The organism is Rhodoferax sp. (assembly GCF_034520025.1).
GTDB lineage: Bacteria > Pseudomonadota > Gammaproteobacteria > Burkholderiales > Burkholderiaceae_C > Allorhodoferax.
In genome coordinates this window covers 704,146-722,267 of the sequence record NZ_JAXHNZ010000001.1, presented here as the reverse complement: position 1 = coordinate 722,267, position 18,122 = coordinate 704,146, and the positions used below count along the sequence as shown (strand labels likewise).

The following is an 18,122-nucleotide window of genomic DNA, read 5'->3' as shown; positions in this document are numbered from 1 at the left end:
AAAAATCAGGCGAGCAATCGCTCCGGATTTGCTTCCAATTTCGCTAACGCATCACGGGTGGCCCGGACCGTCAGCGCCTCCTCTTCCTGAGGCAACAAAAGACCCGCCTGCAAATATGCAGCCAATCGTCCGCCTTGGATCAAGAAACTCTTTCCGGCGGTGGAAGCAAACAAATTAAGGTGCTTCTTGTCGCTACGCCAAGCGAATTGGACTTGGATGATCTGATGGTTGTGGTCCAGGGTGTACCAGCTACCGATCTGCAGCTCATGTGCCCAAGCCAGCATGGCAGCGGTGGGTTTGGAGCCACCATTCACCACCACCTCAATCGCTGAGGCATCGATGCCAAGCATCATCTCGATGCTTTCGGCATCCAGCGGCAAATCGCCCATGCCATCTTCGGAGACAAAATCCTCAAGATGGCCGAGGCGCTGCGCCATCGCATCAATTTGTGCCTGCGGTATGGCTTGGGTTTTCGACATGAACGCGTCGGCGAGGGTATCGCTGATCCGCTTGACATTCGCCTCTTGCTCAGACGGAGCCATGGCCAGCAAAGTCATGCCGGAGCGCAAGCGCAACAAAAGATTCGGCAAATCTTGGATGACACGAGCCCTGTCGTCGCGATCCGGCTTGGCACTCGCCGCCCACACCAAATCCGTCGCAGTTTTTTTCAAAATCAGCGTGTCTGCATGCTGTGGGCCCTTTCGGACAGCCGCGACGGCCAACACCTCTGACCAGACTTTGAACAAAAACTCACGGATCTCGTCCCGCACAGGCATGTCTTTCAACATGTTGCGCATTTCAATGGTGTATTGAATCGCGAGCGTCTCTTTTTGCTCGACCTGCTGTGCGACTCCCACCACCTTTTGGGCGGGGCCCTTCTCAGTCAAAAACTTGGCAAGAAATTTTTGAAACTCGTCAAAAACGATCTGATAGACCTTCTTGCCTGTTTCGGGATACTGCTCAATGACTTGCACGATCCGCTTGATCTCTGCTTCCATCGCGCTGCCATGTACGCCCACAGCGTCAAAACCCATGACACAGGAGCCCATCCGGTCTATCAACATCCGGGCGGGATGCGTAGCGGTACCAAAAAAATCCGCATCTTCCAAAGCAACCCGCAATACAGGCATTTGCAGACGGGCAAACCAAACGCGTATGCCCGAAGGGATGCGATCTTCGGCCAGAATCGCCTGAAACATGAGGGCTACGATTTCAATCGTGGCTTTTTCCCCCTTGGTTTCCGCTTTCTTTTTGAGCTCCTGGGTTTTCTGGCGCAAATCTCCCGCGACACGGGCAACCCCTGCAGGGCTGTAGTCTTCAAATTGCGTGCCGCCAGGCGCATAGTCTCCGGCTACGCCAGGTCGATAGGCCATGGCAGCAGCCAAGGCGGGTGATGGCGGCTGGTGCTCAGCGCCACCAAAGTCGCCGCCCGCATGGCTCACAAACAGTCTGCGAATTTGGCCGATGACCCCTTGTGCACGACTCCGCGCCCGCGCGAGCGGCGTGGTTGCAGTCAGCATACGCGTCTCGTCCGTCGCGCCATATGCGTTGCCCGCTGCACTGAAGGTGGTGGACTGTCGCCAGAACGGCGTAGGCGTAGAAGTGCCTGCGCCTTGCGCACCGGAAGCTAACGTTGCACCTGCGCTTGCTGAATCGGCTGCAGCCCCGCCCCATCCCAAACGGCCACTGAAAAGGCGGGCATCCCGAGCCTCAGAGCCCGCCGAGGCAGCAGCTCCACCGGCATACCCTCCGGCATAAGAGGCTCTATCTCCAGACCATGAGGGGGCACCCGTGCCTTGTGGGCCGCGCGGACCACTATTGCCAGCTTCGTAGGAGTCACCATTTTCATACCCTGCTCCGCTTAACTCAGCACCACCGGATACAGGTGCGCCTGAATTTGGCGAGCGTTGGTTGGGAGCTTTGGCAGGCGACTTGACGCGGTCTTTTAACTCGATCGTAGGCAATACACCCTTGCTGATCAGGACATCATTCGCATTTTTGTAGGCGGTAATCAGTCGCTCAATCAACAAGCGCTGGACAACTTCTGTCACCATCGGCCAAGAGTCTCCTGGCATTCCTGAAACAGACCACTGTTCCACCAGCAAGAGGACCAGTACCTCCGGGCGAAAAAGGTCTTTTCCGTCCAGATCTTCCAGGCCTTCAAGGTATTTGATCCGCACGCGCAAGTCTTCAAGCTGCGGCAAGACCTTCTCGTTCACAGACAACACCATCCGGGACGCGAGGATTTTGTTTTCGACGACCTCGGTGCCCACGAGTTCTAGATTGAGGGAACGGACTTCTGCAGTCTTCTTTACTTCAGCAGGAGACAGGCATTCTCGCCAAGACTTCTGTGTGCCCTCGACCCACAACGGACGGCTCTGTTTGTAGGCCATCCAGTTGTCACGACGGGTTTGTGAATCACGGGCATTCGTCGGCTCATCGACAAGCTCCGTCAGCCGGTCCTGAACCGCTGCGGCAATTTCCGATAGCGCTTTACAAGATTCCGCGAAAAATCGCTCCCGCAGTACGCGAGCGAGTTGCAATCGAGGTGAAAGCGCTTGGCCTGTAGCCATGTGAAAAAAATCCTTTACTTAAACGGTCGCTCCCGCATTCGGATCATTGGGATCAACGTCCTTTTTGGGCCCGCTTTTTACCAAATCCTCACGCTGGATTCCAAGCCACATCGCAATCGCCGCAGCCACGAATACAGAGGAGTAGATACCGAACAGAATACCAATCGTCAGCGCTAGGGCAAAGTAATGCAGAGTAGCACCACCAAAAATCAACATCGATAGCACCATCAATTGGGTAGACCCGTGGGTGATGATGGTCCGGCTGATGGTGGACGTAATGGCATTGTCAATGATCTGCTCCGTGTTCATCTTGCGGTAGCGGCGGAAATTCTCGCGAATCCGGTCAAAAATCACAACCGACTCATTTACCGAATACCCCAACACGGCGAGCACAGCCGCCAGCACCGGCAAAGAGAACTCCCACTGAAAGAATGCAAAGAAACCGAGAATGATGATCACATCGTGCAGGTTGGCAATGATGGCAGCCACCGCAAACTTCCATTCAAAGCGGATGGCCAAGTAAATCATGATTCCAATGACCACAAACGCGAGTGCTTTCAGTCCGTCAGCAGCCAACTCGTCACCCACCTGAGGGCCTACAAATTCAGTACGGCGCATAGTGGCACTTGGATCCGCCTCTTTGAGCGCAGCAAGCACCTTTTCGCTTTGCTGGCCGGAGGTAGACCCCTTTTGTACCGGCATGCGGATCAGGACATCTTGCGCGGTTCCAAAATTTTGCACTTGAACATCGCTGATACCCAGTCGGTCTACCGTGCTGCGAATCTTGCTGAGATCCGCAGGTTGCGAGTAGCTCACTTCCATCAAGGTACCGCCCGTGAACTCCACCGACAAGTGAAGGCCACGCGAGAACAAGAAAAACACTGCTGCCAGGAAGGTAACGAACGAGATCAAATTAAAGATCAGGGCATTCCGCATGAACGGAATGTCACGGCGGATTTTAAAAAATTCCATGACTTTTCCTTAAGGGGTAGTGACTACGGTGCCGCTGTCCGGACGCCACACGGTACCAATAGAGACCGTTTTCAGCTTCTTCTGACGACCATACCAAAGATTGACCAATCCCCGAGAGAAGAACACACCCGAGAACATGCTGGTCACAATACCCAAACAGTGCACCACAGCGAAGCCCCGTACCGGGCCCGAGCCGAAGGCCAAGAGCGCCAACCCAGCGATCAAGGTGGTGACATTGGAGTCAATGATGGTCGCCCACGCACGGTCATAACCTGCGTGGATAGCCGCCTGTGGCGATGCGCCATTGCGCAACTCCTCGCGAACGCGTTCATTGATCAACACGTTGGCATCAATTGCCATGCCCAAAACAAGGGCCATGGCTGCCATGCCCGGCAATGTCAAAGTCGCTTGCAACATAGACAGCACCGCTACCAACAACAGCAGGTTGAAGGCCAGCGCCAGGCTGGAAATCACGCCGAACAGCATGTAATAAGCGCACATGAAAATGGCAACCGCCACAAAGCCCCAAGTGACGCTCAGGAAACCCTTGGCAATATTCTCGGCACCCAAGCTCGGCCCGATCGTGCGCTCCTCGATGATCTCCATCGGAGCCGCCAAAGATCCGGCACGCAACAGCAGCGCAGTGTCTGCCGCCTCGACGGTGGTCATCCGGCCGGAAATCTGAACACGGCCGCCGCTGATTTCGGAACGGATCACGGGCGCAGTCACCACTTCGCCCTTGCCTTTTTCGAACAACAAAATCGCCATGCGCTTGTTGATGTTCTCGCGGGTCACATCACGGAAGATGCGGGCGCCCTTGGCGTCCAGTGACAAATTCACGGTGGGCTCTTGGGTCTGGCCATCAAATCCGGGCTGCGCGTCCGTCAGGTTTTCTCCCGTCAGAATCACTTGCTTCTTCACGATGACCGGGATGCCTTCGCGATCCAGGTAACGTTCAGAGCCAAAGGGAACAGGAGCGGTTCCGGTCTCTGCCGCACGGGCTTCAGTGCCCTCATCGACGAGGCGCACCTCCAGAGTTGCGGTACGTCCGAGGATATCTTTGGCCTTGGCTGTGTCTTGCACACCGGGCAACTGCACCACGATGCGGTCTAGGCCTTGCTGCTGAATCACCGGCTCTGCAACACCCAGCTCATTGATCCGGTTGTGCAAGGTAGTGATGTTTTGCTTAAGCGCTTGGTCTTGGATGGTTTTTCCGGAAACCTGTTTGATCGTGGCGACCAGTTTGACGTCTTGCCCTTCAGGGGCAGACACCGCATCAAGGTCGGTGAACTGGTCTTGAATGATGCGCTGTGCCGCCTGAGCGGTAGCCGCGTCCCGGAACCGGATCTCGATGGCTTGGCCGTTGCGGGCAATACCGCTGTGGCGCACGTTCTTTTCACGCAAGATGGTGCGAATGTCGCCGGCAAGCGACTCTGCCCGTTTGGTGAGCGCTGCCTGCATGTCGACCTGCAACATGAAGTGCACACCACCGCGCAAATCCAATCCCAAGTACATCGGCGATGCGCGCAGAGACGTCAGCCAAGCCGGCGAACGAGACAGCAAATTGAGCGCAACAATGTAGGAGGGGTCCGCACTGTCAGGGTTGATCGCTTTTTGAACCGCATCCTTGGCCTTGAGCTGCGTATCGGCGTCAGCAAAGCGCGCCTTAATGGACGCACCATCCAAGGCCACCGCATCGGGCGTCAAGCCGGCGCTTTTCAGCGCCTGCTCGACCTTGGCCAGTGTGGCGGCATCGACCTTCACCGACGACTTGGCCGTTGAAACTTGCACTGCCGGTGCTTCGCCAAACAGATTGGGCAGGGCATACAAGCCACTGACCACTAGCGCGACCAGAATGATCGCGTACTTCCACACCGGATAACGGTTCATGATCGCGCTTCGCTAACAGTTAAAAACAGCCGCTTACTTGATGGAGCCTTTGGGCAACACTTGCACTACCGCACTGCGCTGCACTTGGATTTCCACGCCGCTGGCTACTTCCAGGGCGACATAGCTGTCGCCCATCTTGCTGACCTTGCCCAATACGCCACCAGCAGTGACCACTTCATCACCCTTGGCCAAGGCGTCGATCATGGCGCGGTGCTCTTTCTGCTTCTTCATTTGGGGGCGGATCATCACGAAATACAGCACCACAAACATCAGCACCAAAGGCAACATGCTCATCAATGAGGATTGCATGTCACCGCCAGCGGCAGCAGGAGCAGTTTGGGCAAAAGCAGAAGAAATGAACACAGGCAAACTCCACAAAAGGGATCAGAACAAATAGTTTTCCACCCGCGGCACAGCCGCGCGCGAACCGACTGGCTGAGAACCAGTCAACCGGTCATTGTAAGCGGGGGAAAAGGCCCGCCCATGATGGGCGGGCAAGGCCCTAGGCGGCCCGGGCCCGTTGGGTCGCGGTGCCTGCGTGGTAGCGGGACAACAAATCGACCCACTGGGTCCTGGCAGCCTTCAAGTGACGGGCCTTGACATGGCCATAGCCACGGATGTGCTCGGGCACACGGGCGAACGCCAGCGCGGCATCCCGGTTGGATGCACTCAAGACAGGCAACATTCCTTCGATGGCAGAGCGGTATTCGCCAATCAGCGCCCGCTCCTCACGGCGTTCCTCGGTATACCCAAAGACATCCAGTGCGGTACCCCGGAGCACTTTCATGGGTGCCAGGAGACGGAAGCCCCAGCCCATCCAGGCACTAAACCGGGACTTCAAGGCCTCGCCCTGCTCGTTTTTACGCGACCAGATCGGGGGTGCCAAGTGGTAGGCGAGCTTGAAATCTCCCTCAAACATCCCGCTGATCTTGCGGTGAAACGCACTATCGGTGTGCAACCGGGCTACCTCGTACTCGTCTTTGTAGGCCATCAGCTTGAACAAATAGCGGGCAACCGCTTCCGTGAGCGCCAGCTTGCCCCCCTCGATGCCGGACTCTGCTGCGCGCACCCGGGTCACAAAGTCGACATAGCGACCCGCATACGCTGCATTTTGGTAAGCCTTTAAAAACTCGCTGCGCCGCTGGATAAGTTCATCCAGCGTTTCTTTGCTGCGCGGCGCGAAAGCAATCACTTGCCCGGGGTTGATGGCACATTGAACCGCCGGCCAATCCACTGCGGCGCGGCGTCCCCATTCAAATGCCGCCTTGTTGTTGCCCACCGCCACTGCATTGAGCTCGATGGCGCGCATCAGCGATGTCAGACCCAAGGGGATCCAGCCCTTTTGCCACGCGTAGCCCAGCATCATGGGGTTGGTGTAAATGCTGTCTCCCAACAATTTAGTAGAAGCGGCATCCGCATCGAACAAGCCCACATGCGACTCACCCACTGAGCGAGTGATGTCGGCGACACACTGATCTCCGGGGTTGGACCAGTCGGCGTTGCGCACAAAGCCGGCGGTCGGCACCGTGTTGGCGTTGAGCGCCACATGGGTGCGGCCGGGCCGCATGCGAATGAGCGTTTCTTTACCGGCCACCACGACCGGATCACAGCCCAGCACCAAATCTGCAGACGCGGTGCCCACACGGGTGGTGCGGATCGCATCTTGCGACGCGCCGATCAGCACATGGCTCCAGGTCGCTCCGCCCTTCTGCGCCAACCCACCGGCGTCCTGGGTGACGATGCCTTTGCCCTCAAGGTGGGCCGCCACGCCGAGCAGTTGTCCGATGGTGATCACGCCCGTGCCGCCCACGCCAGCCACGATGGTGCCCCACACACCGCCCTGCACCGTGGCAAGGTTTGGAAGCTGCGGGTCCGGCAGCGCCGGCCAACCACTGGCATCGGTTTGCAGCTTCACCGGTTTCTTCAGGCTGCCGCCTTCTACCGTCACAAAGCTGGGGCAAAAGCCTTTGACGCAGGAGATGTCTTTGTTGCAGGTGCTCTGGTTGATCTGGCGCTTGCGCCCGAAGGGGGTCTCCAGCGGCTCCACGCTCATGCAGTTGCTTTGCACACCACAATCGCCACAGCCCTCACACACCAGCTCATTGATGACTACGCGCTTGGCGGGGTCCTCCATGGTGCCGCGCTTGCGGCGGCGGCGCTTTTCGGTGGCGCAAGTCTGGTCATAAATGATGACGGTGGTCCCTTTGATGTCGCGGAACTCACGCTGGATGCGATCCAGCCCATCGCGGTGCTTGATGGCAATACCCTCGGGCAGCCCCTCGACTGCATCGTATTTTTCAGGCTCGTCTGTCACCACTATGATTTTGATAGCACCTTCCGCACGCATGCTCTGCGCTATCTGCACCACAGAGTGCCCTTCCGGCCGCTCACCCACTTGCTGGCCACCGGTCATGGCGACCGCATCGTTGTAGAGGATTTTGTAGGTGATGTTGACACCGGCCGCAATGCTCTGGCGAATCGCCAGCAAGCCGCTGTGGAAGTAGGTGCCATCGCCCAGGTTGGCGAAGATGTGTTTGTCGTTGGTGAACGGCTGCTGCCCGACCCATGGCACACCTTCGCCGCCCATCTGGGTAAAGCCGTCAGTGCTGCGGTCCATCCAGATGGTCATGAAATGGCAGCCGATGCCAGCCATCGCACGCGAGCCCTCCGGCACCCGTGTGCTGGTGTTGTGCGGGCAGCCTGAGCAGAACCAGGGCTGGCGAACCGCAGCCGCTGCACCGGAGTTACCCAAGTCAATGACGTGCATGGCTCGCTCTTTGGCTTCCAGAATCGCCATCTGGGCGTCGATGCGGGCACACGTATCCGCATCCAGCCCCAGCTTCTTGATGCGCTGGGCAATCGCGCGGGCGATGATCGCTGGCGACAAATCCGCATTCGCACGCAACAAGGTGTTGGCGCTCGGGTTGGGCATGGACCACTCGCCGCCGGCGCCATAGTGATCTGGCGTTTCCACCTCGTTGAACTTGCCCAACACCGTGGGGCGCACGTCCGCGCGCCAGTTGTAGAGCTCTTCCTTGAGCTGATATTCGATGACCTGGCGCTTTTCTTCCACCACCAGAATTTCTTGCAAGCCGGTGGCGAATTCGCGGGTCAGCTGAGCCTCCAGCGGCCACACCACACCCACTTTGTGCAGGCGGATGCCGATGCGGCGGCAGGTGTCGTCATCCAACCCCAGGTCCAGCAACGCCTGGCGGGTGTCGTTGTAGGCTTTGCCACTGGAAATGATGCCGAAGCGATCCCCCTTGCCGCCGTGATGCCCCTCAATCACGTTGTGGTTCAGGCGGTTGGCGCGGATGTAGGCCAGCGCGGCGTACCACTTGTAATCAAACAGGCGGGCTTCCTGGTCTAGCGCATGGTCGGGCCAGCGGATGTGCAGGCCACCGGGCGGCAGCTCAAAGTCAGCCGGCATGCGGGTGATGACACGCTCTGGGTCGATGGTGACGGTCGCGCTGGACTCCACAATTTCCTGAATCGTCTTCATGCCCGCCCACACGCCGGAAAAACGGCTCATGGCAAAGGCGTGCAGACCCAGATCCAGAATCTCCTGCACATTCGCCGGGAAGAACACCGGGAACCCGCAGGCCTTGAAAATGTGGTCACTTTGGTGGGCGGCGGTAGAGCTTTTGGAAATGTGGTCATCCCCCGCCACGGCGATCACACCGCCCCACGGCGTAGTGCCGGCCATGTTGGCGTGCTTGAACACGTCAGAACAGCGGTCCACACCAGGGCCCTTGCCATACCAGATGCCGAACACGCCGTCGTATTTGTTCGTGCCGGGCGGTGCAAAGCCCAGTTGCTGGGTGCCCCACAAGGCAGTGGCAGCCAGCTCCTCATTCACCCCCGGCTGGAACTTGATGTGGTGGGCCTCCAAGTATTTTTCTGCCTTGACCAGCGACTGGTCATAGGTGCCCAGGGGCGAGCCGCGGTAGCCGCTGATAAAGCCGGCCGTGTTCTTGCCCGCTCGCTGGTCGCGCACGCGCTGCAGCATGGGCAGCTTGACCAGCGCCTGCACACCGCTCATGAAAGCGCTTCCGCGGTCAAGGGCGTATTTGTCATCAGGGGTGACGGTCTCTAGCGCCGTGCGGATGTGCGCGGGCAGATCCCGGTTGAGGGGTGCATTCATGGTGCTTGTCTCCGTGTTTTTGTTCGGCAAAGTGTATGCCCGCATCTCAGATAGGTGTTTGCGTTCTTTGCCTGGAAACCACCTCCCAAAGAACGATTCTTTCTCCATAATGCGTTTTATGGAAACACTTGACCGCTATGACCTGGCTATTCTGAGCGAGCTGCAAAACGATGGACGCCTAAGCAACGCTGAACTCGCCACCCGCGTGGGCCTGAGTGCGGCGCCCTGTTGGCGGCGAGTGAAGGCGCTGGAGGACAGCGGCTTCATCACCGGTTACCGCGCGGAAATCAACCGCCAGAGAATAGGATTGGGAGTATTGGCCTTTGTGCGCCTGGACGCCAACCGCAACAGCGGCGATGTGCTTCAAGAACTCGAAGAGGCGATACGGCAAATTCCAGAGGTCATTAGCTGCCACTACATCAGTGGCACTGGCACGTTTGAGCTGCAAGTGGTCAGCCGCGACCTGAACAGTTTCAGCCAGTTCGCACGCGAAGTGCTGATCAACCTGCCCAACGTCAAAGACCTGCACACCAGCTTTTCGCTTGGTGAGGTCAAGGCCAGCAGTGCCTTGCCCTTGAGCCAACTGCAAGCGCCACCCACAGGCGCCACCATGAAAGGACGCTCATGAAAAGCAGACATTGGCTCGCTTTAGCATTGTTTTGGCACCTAGCGCCCGCGGTATATGCGCAAGCAGCTATCAATTCAGGAGCAAATTCAACTCTCTTGCCTCTGCGTAATCTGCTGATCGAAGTGCGACAGGTGCAATCCGAAGATGGCCAGCAGGCGGGCGTAGACCTGCAAGGCGGCAGGGTCACAGGCGGCTTGGCGCAAGGCCGGAGCAGCGGCACGGCGGTGCAACAAATCCTCATTCTGAATGGCCGGCCAGCACGCATCGCAGTGCAAACGCAAACGCCACTGCGCCTGCTGCAAAGCTTTGTGCGCAACGGGCGCATCGTCACCAAGGGACCGTGCTGATCGAAGCTGGCACGGGCTTTAGCGCGCTGCCGCGCTGGGAGGGTGGCGATGTGGTCGAGGTAGAACTCAATACCCAGCAAGCGATGCGGCCCCTGTTTCCCCAAGCAGGGGCAGTGAATGCGCCACCTGCACAGTTCAGCACCGGCAGCAGCCTGTTGCTCCCCTTGGGCGAGTGGATGACGGTGGCAGAGACCGAGCAAAACCTGCAGAACAACCAGCAGAGCCTGGGCGGCACGCAGATGGAGAGTGGCGTGACTCGAACGGAGGTTCAACTCAAGGTGAGCTTGCGCTGATAGCCCGCGGCGGCCACCTCCGGTCGCCGGGTGGCGCTGCCCTCAGCGGTGCAGCACTTCGCGGATGGTAGCGGCCAACTCTTCTTCCACGAACTTGGCGATGTAGGCATCTGCCCCCACGCTCTTGACGTGGCTCTCGTTGGTGGCACCGGTTAGCGAAGAGTGAATGATCACCGGAAGGCTGCTGAACCGGCCATCTTGCTTGATGTTGCGGGTCAAAGTGAAACCATCCATTTCGGGCATTTCGAGATCGGTCAACACCAAGGCCACTTTGTCTTTGATGGACTTGCCTTCATCCGTGGCTTGGGCGTTGAGTGACTGCAGTTTTTCCCACGCCTCTTTGCCGGTTTTGGTCATGATGTAAGGCACATCCATGCCTTTGAGGCCCTTCTCGATCATCATGCGTGCCACGGCAGAATCGTCAGCCGCCAGAATGATCTGGCCCGGCTCCAAACGAAGCTTGGGCGCGGTGCTTGGCACCTCTTCCTTGACCTCTTGGGGCATCACATCACGGAGGATCTGCTCCACATCCAGCACTTGGGCCAGGCGGGTGTTTTCGGCATTGCCATCCAGACGCGCAATACTGGTCACCAAGCCACCGCCGGTGTTTTCGGCAGACAGGACTTGCTTCCATTCCAAGCGCACGATTTCGTTGACCTCTTCAACCGCAAAGGCCTGTGTCGTGCGGGCGAACTCGGTCACCAGCAGAATGCCCAGCCCCTTGGTCGGCGTACAGCCCACCACCTGCGGCAAGTTGATCACGGTGATCATTTGCCCACGGATGTTGGCGACGCCCATCACGGCGGGCGGTGAATTCACCATAGCGGTGATTTCGGGCATCACCAGGATTTCCCGGACCTTGAACACGTTGATGCCGAACAACTCCCGGCGCTGGGTGCCGGGGGCTTCGCCCAAGCGGAACAGCAGCAGTTCGAACATGCTGTTGGCGGCCAGATTGGTCCGCTCATCAATGTCGCGCATCTCTTTGCTCATAAGTCCGTCCTTAATTTCCGAATCTCACAGATTGAATGTATCCATACTAACGGTTTCTGCGCTATTTGGGCCACAAAATCCACATTTGCAATGGTTGCCGCATGCGGCCGGCTAGCTCTGCGGCCTCCGGCCCCCAGCCGGCAAAGTAGTCGGCACGCACCGCACCGATAATCGCGCTCCCGGTATCCTGCGCAAGTACCAATTTTTGCAAATTTGTTTGATTTCCCGTTGAAGTCAACCAGACTGGCGCGCCATACGGGATGCTGCCGGGGTCCACAGCGATCGAGCGACCGGGGGTCAAGGCAACGCCTTGGGCGCCTTTGGGCCCGAAGGCTGCATCCAACTCACCGAGTAGCTCCTCCTTGAAAAAAACCACCCGCGGGTTCGACCATAAGAGCTCCTGCTGGCGCTGCGGGTTTTGCGCAAGCCAGGCTTTGATACCGGGCCATGAGGCGTCTTTGATCAAGCCTTGATCCAAGAGCCAACGGCCCACGCTGCGGTAGGGCTGCTCGTTGGTACCCGCATAAGCCAAGCGCACCCAACGCACGCTGCCGTCAGGCTGGGTAATCCGTACCCGCCCGGAACCCTGAATTTGCAGCACCAAAGCATCCACCGGATCCGCTAGGTAGGCGATCGCCTTGCCACGCAGGGCTGCCTGCGCTTCCGGCAGGGTCTCCATTTCCTGGCGGGTGAACCATGGTTTGCGGGGCGTCATTCCAGTGGGCAGCTGGTACAGCGGCACTGAAAAGCCTGCTGCTGGCTTACGGCTGGCCTCCAGTATCGGCTCGTAATAGCCGGTCAACAAACCCGTAGCCTCCCCTTGCAATGTCTCCACCCGGTGCGGCTGAAGGCGGGTTTGCATCCACTCCATTTGCTCTTGCGGGCTGCCGATGCTCAAGCGGCGCACTTCTGCGCACAAAGCCGCCATGGGTGGCTGAGGCCTCTCGCAGCTTTTCAGCCACGCATTCCACGCCTCGAACAGGTTGTCAGCACCCCAGCCGGGAAGGCTGTCCCACGGAACCGGCACCCAACGGCTGCGCGACTGAGTGACCACCGGGCCGACCGCAGGCGCGGGCCCGGGCGCTGCGGGTACCGCGGTGCGCACAGGCTCGACCGGTGCGCGCACCACCGGTGGCGCGCTACCGCACGCGGCCAGAATTCCTACAATCAAGACCGATACAGTCCACCTCAAACAACGACGCATGACTTTGCTACTCCTCGAAGCGCTAGGCGCTGGCCTGATATTCATAGGCATCATCTGGTGGACCATGTTTCACGGGCGCAAGAACGGTGAACTGCCGCCCGAAGAGAATAATGACAAAAAAGAGGACTAGCCCATATATTGATTGCGCAGCTTGCTACTAATTTAATAGCAATCATCCCAAAATCCGGTGCTGGAGCGCCGGCAACTGGGCGCGGCAATGCTGGAGCTGACGATAGTCCAGTTCCGCCAGCACAACGCCCGGGCCCTCGGCTTGCTCTGCGAGCACTTTGCCCCAGGGGTCGATCAGCAGACTTTGCCCCCAAGTGCGCCGCCCGCTTGGGTGCACGCCCCCTTGCGCAGCCGCAGCCACGAACGACAAATTTTCAATCGCCCGGGCACGCAACAGCACCTCCCAATGGGCCTCCCCCGTGGTGTGGGTAAAGGCACTCGGGGCCAACAGCAAATCGACACCGCGTGCAGCGTATTCCCGGTAAAGCTCGGCAAAGCGCATGTCGTAGCACACGCTCATGCCCACAGACCAGGTGTGCCCATCCCGAGACGGCAGGCTGAAGACGGTGGGCGTGCTGCCCCGCTCCAGCACCCGGGACTCGTCGTAACTCTCGGCACCGTTGTTGAAGCGAAACAGGTGGATCTTGTCGTATCGGGCCACGCACTCCCCCTGCGGATTGAAGGCCAGCGAACTGTTGAACACATGGTCGGGTTGACTGGCCGTCAAGGGCAAGGTACCGCCCACGATCCAGATCCCCAGCGAGCGCGCTACCCCGGCCACAAAGTCCTGGATGGGGCCGCGCCCGAAGGGCTCTTGAATCGCCAGCTTGTCGGAATCGCGCAGCCCAATCAAACAAAAATACTCGGGCAACACAGCGAGCTCGGCCCCTTGGCCTACGGCCTCTGTCAGCAAGGCTTGGGCGATCTGCAAGTTGTCCTGCACATGGCCGGTAGACACCATCTGGATGGCTGCGACTTTCATAGATCAACTCCGTAATTCAAACGCATCAGTGCATCAGGGCTTACGCGGCACCTGGGTTACTTTAGGGTCCAGCCAAGTGCCGTCCACCACAAACTCCTGGGTAGCCGCGTTTACCAATGGTCCGCGCAACAGCAGCTGGGCCAGAAAGGTACTCAAGCCAACCACCGGGTTAATAGCCGACGCGATCAGGGAGGCGCTGCCCGCATTGATTTCTGGCACCGCCACCACCCGCAGGTTCTGCGTTTCTTTGGCAATATCGGCTTGGCCGTCCATCAGCACCGCGGCATTGACGCCTTTCATCTGCAAATTATTGGTTTTGGCGACGCCCTGCTCAATCGCAATGTCACCCCGGAAATAGTCAAAAGCAAAGCCTTCGCTGAACACATCGCGGAAATCTAGCATCAGCCGGCGCGGCAGGCTTTGCAAGCTCAACACGCCCAAAAGCTTGGCAATGCCGGGCTCGGCTTTGAGAAACTGGCCCGTCTCCACGTTCAGATTGAATTTGCCGCTCATACTGGGGTAGTCCACCGTGATCGGCGAGCCGGCCCACGCAACCTGGCCCTCCACTTTGCCTTCGCCCTTGCGCACCACTCCGGGCATGCCCAAGCGGCTGAGCAGTTCGCCCGAATCGCGAATGTCGAGCTTGAAGTTCAAAACCGTGCGGCGGCGATCCCGCACAGTGCTCCCCGGTGATGTGGCAGACGCATTGATAGCTGCCCAGTTGCCACTGGCGGTCAGCTCGGCTTCCGGGGTGCGGATATTGAAACGGTTGAGGCGCCATTCGCGGGCACCTGCACTCCCCAGGTCCACCGCCTCGACATCGATCCGGCCCAATTTTTTACCCCGCAGCACAAAGTCATCAACCTCGATATCCAACGCAGGAATCGCGGCAGGCTGCTCGTCCAAGAGCGACTCCACATCTTGCGCACCACTCTGGGCAATAGAGAGCCGGGCCAAGCGCGCGTAAAAGCGCCCGGCATTGCTACCCGAGGGCTGGCGGTATTCGACATAGCCGGACAGCTCTGTCGCGTCCACGTTAGCGCGCCACAAAGGGCCTTCGCGCCCGCCCCCCACTACAACGTTGTTGAGTTGGCGTCCGGAAGCCAACAGCTCCTTGGAGCGGAGCACCAGCACATTGGGCAGGTACTCGGAGGCGGACATCGCACCCGGCGAGGGGCTTTTTGCCGAGTCAACGGCTCCATCGCTCCCAAGCTTGTCCGCAACCGCCGTCCACGCCTCCAGATCCAATCTTGGAATGTTGAGGTTGGCGACGACACCGGCATCGGGTAGTGGAGCCGCCTCATCGGGGCCCAGCCCGACGGCAATCGCACCGCTTTGCACATGGGGCTCGGGGCCCGAGATATCGCGCACAAAAATGACCGATGCCAGCCGGCCGACATCCAGTTGCAAACGGTCTTTCAGGCGTGTGGCCACCGCGGGCGCTGCAGGGCGCAGCACCGCCGATTCGAACCGCACCGGAAGCGCTGCCTCGGCGGTTTTGGTCAAGGGTGCGGGCAAGTTCAATGCCATGCCCACCAGATTAGAGTTGATTTGTAGTTCCGGCACTCCCGAGCGAAAACCCAGGGTCGCGGTGTAACTGGCGCTGCCAATGGCGAACTGGGCTGCGCGCGCGGCGGGGCCGAGTTCCTTGGCTTGACGCAAGCCTTCTGATGTGGCGATACCGGCAAAGCGCAGCTGCGACGCCGCAGGCTTGGCGCCGCTCGCAATATTGGACACCGGCGCCACCGACAAGCCCCCCTCAATGCGCACATCCCCTCCCAGAGCGCGGGCTTGCGCACCGCTCAAACTGAAGCCGGATTGGTTGAAGTTGATAGTGCCCCGGAGACGTGAGAGTTTGGGGGTATCGGGGCGAATCTGCAGGTCGTTGCCGGGCAACACCACGGTACCTTGCACCGCCAATTTGTTGGTGTCCGCCAGGGGAAAGCCCAGTTTGAATTTGTAATCCGCCACTCCCGTGGCAGAGGTCTGCGCCAGTGCTTTGTCCAAGGCTTCGGTCAGCGGGGAGCTATTCACCACACTCACTACATCCATGACCGGCCCTTTGGCATCGGCTGTCACTGCGACGGTAGATGCATCAAACAAGCGGCTGACCTGAACATCCGCCTTTGAAAACTGCACGCCCCCGCCCCCCAGAGTGCCGCGGGTGAGTCTGACTTGGAGCTGATCTTTGTCCAACACCATGTCGCCCTGCAGCTGGTTCAAGGCAGGCCAGGGCAAACTGTCTTTGGGCATGAGCGCCGCCGGCGCGAACGCAAAGCTGCCATTCTGAAAAGCCGCCGCAATTTTGAACTCACCCTGGCTGGCGGTGCGAAACGGGAAACGGGCCAAATCCCCTTTTACCTTAAAGGTTCCGCTAGTCAGTGCACCACCCAGTAAGGCAGCTTGCAAATAGTCGCGCCCATCACGCTCCATCGCCAAGGGCAAGTAGCGGGGCAAGCGGGCTGCGTCAGCCCGGCTCACGCTGCCCTGCAAATCCAGAACGCCCGGGTTCAGCGCAGTCACAGCCCCCGTCTCCGGGCTGCTCCAAGTGAACTTCAACTCGCCTGCGGCATCCGCATTGGAAAAGCGCACGCCGCTGCCGCTCAGCTGCAATCTCTTGCCGTTGAGCTTCCACTGCAGGTCACCTGCGAGTTGGTCAAACGTTATGAGCGGCTCTGCCAGCAAGTCCACCATATCTGCAGTGCCGCGCTGCATCGCCAAGGTCGTCTTGCCGCCGGACTGGTCTAACTCAAAGGTGGCATCCAGCCCGTCAAAACCGGGGCGACTCTCAGCGCCGCAAAGGCATGCAGGCACACCCAGCTGGCTGACCCGCCCTTTGACAGCGTATTCAGTCGGGCTGGTGGTCGGGCCACTCCAGCTGGCGTTGAGAGTCTCCACCACGCCTTTGGGACTCAAGCGGAGCAAGCTGTCGTGAACACTCGCATCAAGCGGCAAGCGCGCAGCGATTTGAGTCAACGCGGCGAGATCGAGGCGATCTGCACTCAAAGCACCCCGCTCTTTTTGACTAGGGGTTTGCGCAAACAGCTGCAGTTGCACATTGCCTCCGGGCCAATGCAAGCCGTCCTGGGTAACAAACTGAAGCGCCTCTGTGCTGAACTGATAGCCGCCGGTCAGCGTCTTTGCGCCTAACCGGCCCGACACCGCGCTCAGTTCGAGCGGCTCCAAACCTTGGCGCGTGGTCACTTGCACTTGCTGCAAGCTGACGTCGGCCACGGCACCTGTAGGCGCCCCGGCCACGACATCAACCCACGCCCGCATCGCGCCCTCTCCGCGTGTCAGTGCCACCCCCAAATCCACATAGCGACCCAACTCTGCCAAATGCACTTGGGGGAAGTCGACGAATGCCTCGCCGTCCCAGTCCTGCCATTGGCCCTCGTGGCGAGACAGCAAGGGTTGCTTGAATATGCCACGCGCACTCAGGCGTTGCCCCCAAGATGCGGGTGGCGTCGCGTCAAGGCGCAATGCATGGCCACGCAAGCTATTGCGAATCACCAAATCAACATCGTCAAACACCACAGACTCCACCGGGCGGGTCTCGTCCGTCCAAGTGACACGGCCGCGAAGCAAGGCAATTTCAGGCTGCGAGAACAACCAGTCAGCCACGCGACCGTCTGTGTTGTTCGAGCCACTGACCGGCAGCCCGGCAATCCACCAGCTTCCGTCGGCGGAGCGCCGGATGTCTAACGAGGGGCTGTCAATGTGCAACTGCTCCAACCCACCGACCAGTAGTGAGCGGGGCGACAGCGCGGCCAGCACACTGGGCAGCACGAGAGCCTCACGCCCCTCTTGATCCAACACACTGACCCGCAGCAACTCAATAGACGGGATCACGCCGTTAGAGCGGGCCTGCATATCCCCTATCCGGACGGGCAACCCTAGGGCTTGCGTGGCCTGCGTTTCGACCCATGGGCGAAGTTCTGCGATTCGCGGCACAATGAGAAAATGCAATCCGCCCCACAGCAATCCCACGGCCAGCCAGCCCACTGCCAGCAGTCGCAACGCCCACTTTGCAAGGCTTGCGAACACCCGAATGCGGAGTGAGGGAGCGGAGATAAGTTCGGTCATT

The 18,122-nt window shown here is 59.3% G+C and carries 13 protein-coding genes; 4 read left to right on the top strand and 9 right to left on the bottom strand.

Annotated features, from left to right (window positions below; all coding sequences use genetic code 11):
- Positions 1 to 5 precede the first annotated feature (5 nt).
- The 5 genes from U5L73_RS03440 to U5L73_RS03420 form a co-directional block, all read right to left on the bottom strand.
- The gene (locus tag U5L73_RS03440) at positions 6 to 2,573 is read right to left on the bottom strand and encodes a DUF1631 family protein (RefSeq protein ID WP_322561043.1); all 2,568 of its coding nucleotides are present in this window, start codon (positions 2,571 to 2,573) and stop codon (positions 6 to 8) included.
- An 18-nt stretch (positions 2,574 to 2,591) separates the two neighbouring features.
- Positions 2,592 to 3,545 (bottom strand): protein translocase subunit SecF, encoded by a 954-nt coding sequence (gene secF / locus U5L73_RS03435; protein WP_322561042.1) that lies wholly within the window; start codon positions 3,543 to 3,545, stop codon positions 2,592 to 2,594.
- Between the two features lie 9 nt (positions 3,546 to 3,554).
- Positions 3,555 to 5,435, bottom strand: a complete 1,881-nt coding sequence (gene secD, locus U5L73_RS03430; RefSeq protein ID WP_322561041.1) for a protein translocase subunit SecD — start codon at positions 5,433 to 5,435, stop codon at positions 3,555 to 3,557.
- Between the two features lie 33 nt (positions 5,436 to 5,468).
- On the bottom strand, positions 5,469 to 5,798 hold the full coding sequence (gene yajC / locus U5L73_RS03425) for a preprotein translocase subunit YajC (RefSeq protein WP_322561040.1): 330 nt from the start codon (positions 5,796 to 5,798) through the stop codon (positions 5,469 to 5,471).
- Between the two features lie 139 nt (positions 5,799 to 5,937).
- A complete protein-coding gene (locus U5L73_RS03420) occupies positions 5,938 to 9,579 on the bottom strand; it encodes an indolepyruvate ferredoxin oxidoreductase family protein (RefSeq protein WP_322561039.1) in 3,642 nt (1,213 codons plus the stop codon).
- A gap of 118 nt (positions 9,580 to 9,697) precedes the next feature.
- On the opposite strand from U5L73_RS03420, the gene U5L73_RS03415 reads away from it, so the two are divergent.
- The 3 genes from U5L73_RS03415 (at position 9,698) to U5L73_RS03405 (ending at position 10,847) form a co-directional block, all read left to right on the top strand.
- Positions 9,698 to 10,207, top strand: coding sequence for an Lrp/AsnC family transcriptional regulator (locus U5L73_RS03415; RefSeq protein WP_322561038.1), 510 nt, complete (start codon positions 9,698 to 9,700; stop codon positions 10,205 to 10,207).
- 95 nt (positions 10,208 to 10,302) lie between these two features.
- Entirely contained in the window at positions 10,303 to 10,554 is a 252-nt protein-coding gene (locus tag U5L73_RS03410) for a hypothetical protein (protein WP_322561037.1), read from the top strand.
- Positions 10,548 to 10,847: a hypothetical protein gene (locus U5L73_RS03405; protein ID WP_322561036.1), complete on the top strand. Its 300-nt coding sequence runs from the start codon at positions 10,548 to 10,550 to the stop codon at positions 10,845 to 10,847. The genes U5L73_RS03410 and U5L73_RS03405 overlap by 7 nt, the downstream gene beginning before the upstream one ends.
- A gap of 42 nt (positions 10,848 to 10,889) precedes the next feature.
- Here U5L73_RS03405 and U5L73_RS03400 read toward each other — a convergent pair whose 3' ends face one another.
- The gene (locus tag U5L73_RS03400; protein ID WP_313874814.1) at positions 10,890 to 11,840 is read right to left on the bottom strand and encodes a chemotaxis protein; all 951 of its coding nucleotides are present in this window, start codon (positions 11,838 to 11,840) and stop codon (positions 10,890 to 10,892) included.
- 61 nt (positions 11,841 to 11,901) lie between these two features.
- Positions 11,902 to 13,098, bottom strand: coding sequence for a murein transglycosylase A (locus U5L73_RS03395; RefSeq protein ID WP_416221255.1), 1,197 nt, complete (start codon positions 13,096 to 13,098; stop codon positions 11,902 to 11,904).
- Here U5L73_RS03395 and U5L73_RS03390 point away from each other — a divergent pair.
- Positions 13,043 to 13,174 carry a hypothetical protein gene (locus U5L73_RS03390; RefSeq protein WP_313874812.1) on the top strand — a complete coding sequence of 44 codons (132 nt, stop codon included), beginning with the start codon at positions 13,043 to 13,045 and terminating at the stop codon, positions 13,172 to 13,174. The two genes, U5L73_RS03395 and U5L73_RS03390, sit on opposite strands and share 56 nt — an antisense overlap.
- A 42-nt stretch (positions 13,175 to 13,216) precedes the next feature.
- Here the strand turns inward: U5L73_RS03390 and U5L73_RS03385 are convergent, their stop codons facing one another.
- The gene (locus U5L73_RS03385) at positions 13,217 to 14,035 is read right to left on the bottom strand and encodes a carbon-nitrogen hydrolase family protein (RefSeq protein ID WP_322561034.1); all 819 of its coding nucleotides are present in this window, start codon (positions 14,033 to 14,035) and stop codon (positions 13,217 to 13,219) included.
- Between the two features lie 33 nt (positions 14,036 to 14,068).
- Positions 14,069 to 18,121, bottom strand: coding sequence for a YhdP family protein (locus U5L73_RS03380; RefSeq protein ID WP_322561033.1), 4,053 nt, complete (start codon positions 18,119 to 18,121; stop codon positions 14,069 to 14,071).
- Position 18,122 lies beyond the last annotated feature (1 nt).

Coding starts and splice junctions, on each gene's coding strand:
- secD (WP_322561041.1), bottom strand. CDS start 5,435: ATGAACCGTTATCCGGTGTGGAAGTACGCGATCATTCTGGTCGCGCTA.
- U5L73_RS03395 (WP_416221255.1), bottom strand. CDS start 13,098: ATGATGCCTATGAATATCAGGCCAGCGCCTAGCGCTTCGAGGAGTAGC.
- U5L73_RS03420 (WP_322561039.1), bottom strand. CDS start 9,579: ATGAATGCACCCCTCAACCGGGATCTGCCCGCGCACATCCGCACGGCG.
- U5L73_RS03390 (WP_313874812.1), top strand. CDS start 13,043: ATGACTTTGCTACTCCTCGAAGCGCTAGGCGCTGGCCTGATATTCATA.
- secF (WP_322561042.1), bottom strand. CDS start 3,545: ATGGAATTTTTTAAAATCCGCCGTGACATTCCGTTCATGCGGAATGCC.
- U5L73_RS03400 (WP_313874814.1), bottom strand. CDS start 11,840: ATGAGCAAAGAGATGCGCGACATTGATGAGCGGACCAATCTGGCCGCC.
- U5L73_RS03440 (WP_322561043.1), bottom strand. CDS start 2,573: ATGGCTACAGGCCAAGCGCTTTCACCTCGATTGCAACTCGCTCGCGTA.
- U5L73_RS03380 (WP_322561033.1), bottom strand. CDS start 18,121: ATGACCGAACTTATCTCCGCTCCCTCACTCCGCATTCGGGTGTTCGCA.
- U5L73_RS03415 (WP_322561038.1), top strand. CDS start 9,698: ATGGAAACACTTGACCGCTATGACCTGGCTATTCTGAGCGAGCTGCAA.
- U5L73_RS03385 (WP_322561034.1), bottom strand. CDS start 14,035: ATGAAAGTCGCAGCCATCCAGATGGTGTCTACCGGCCATGTGCAGGAC.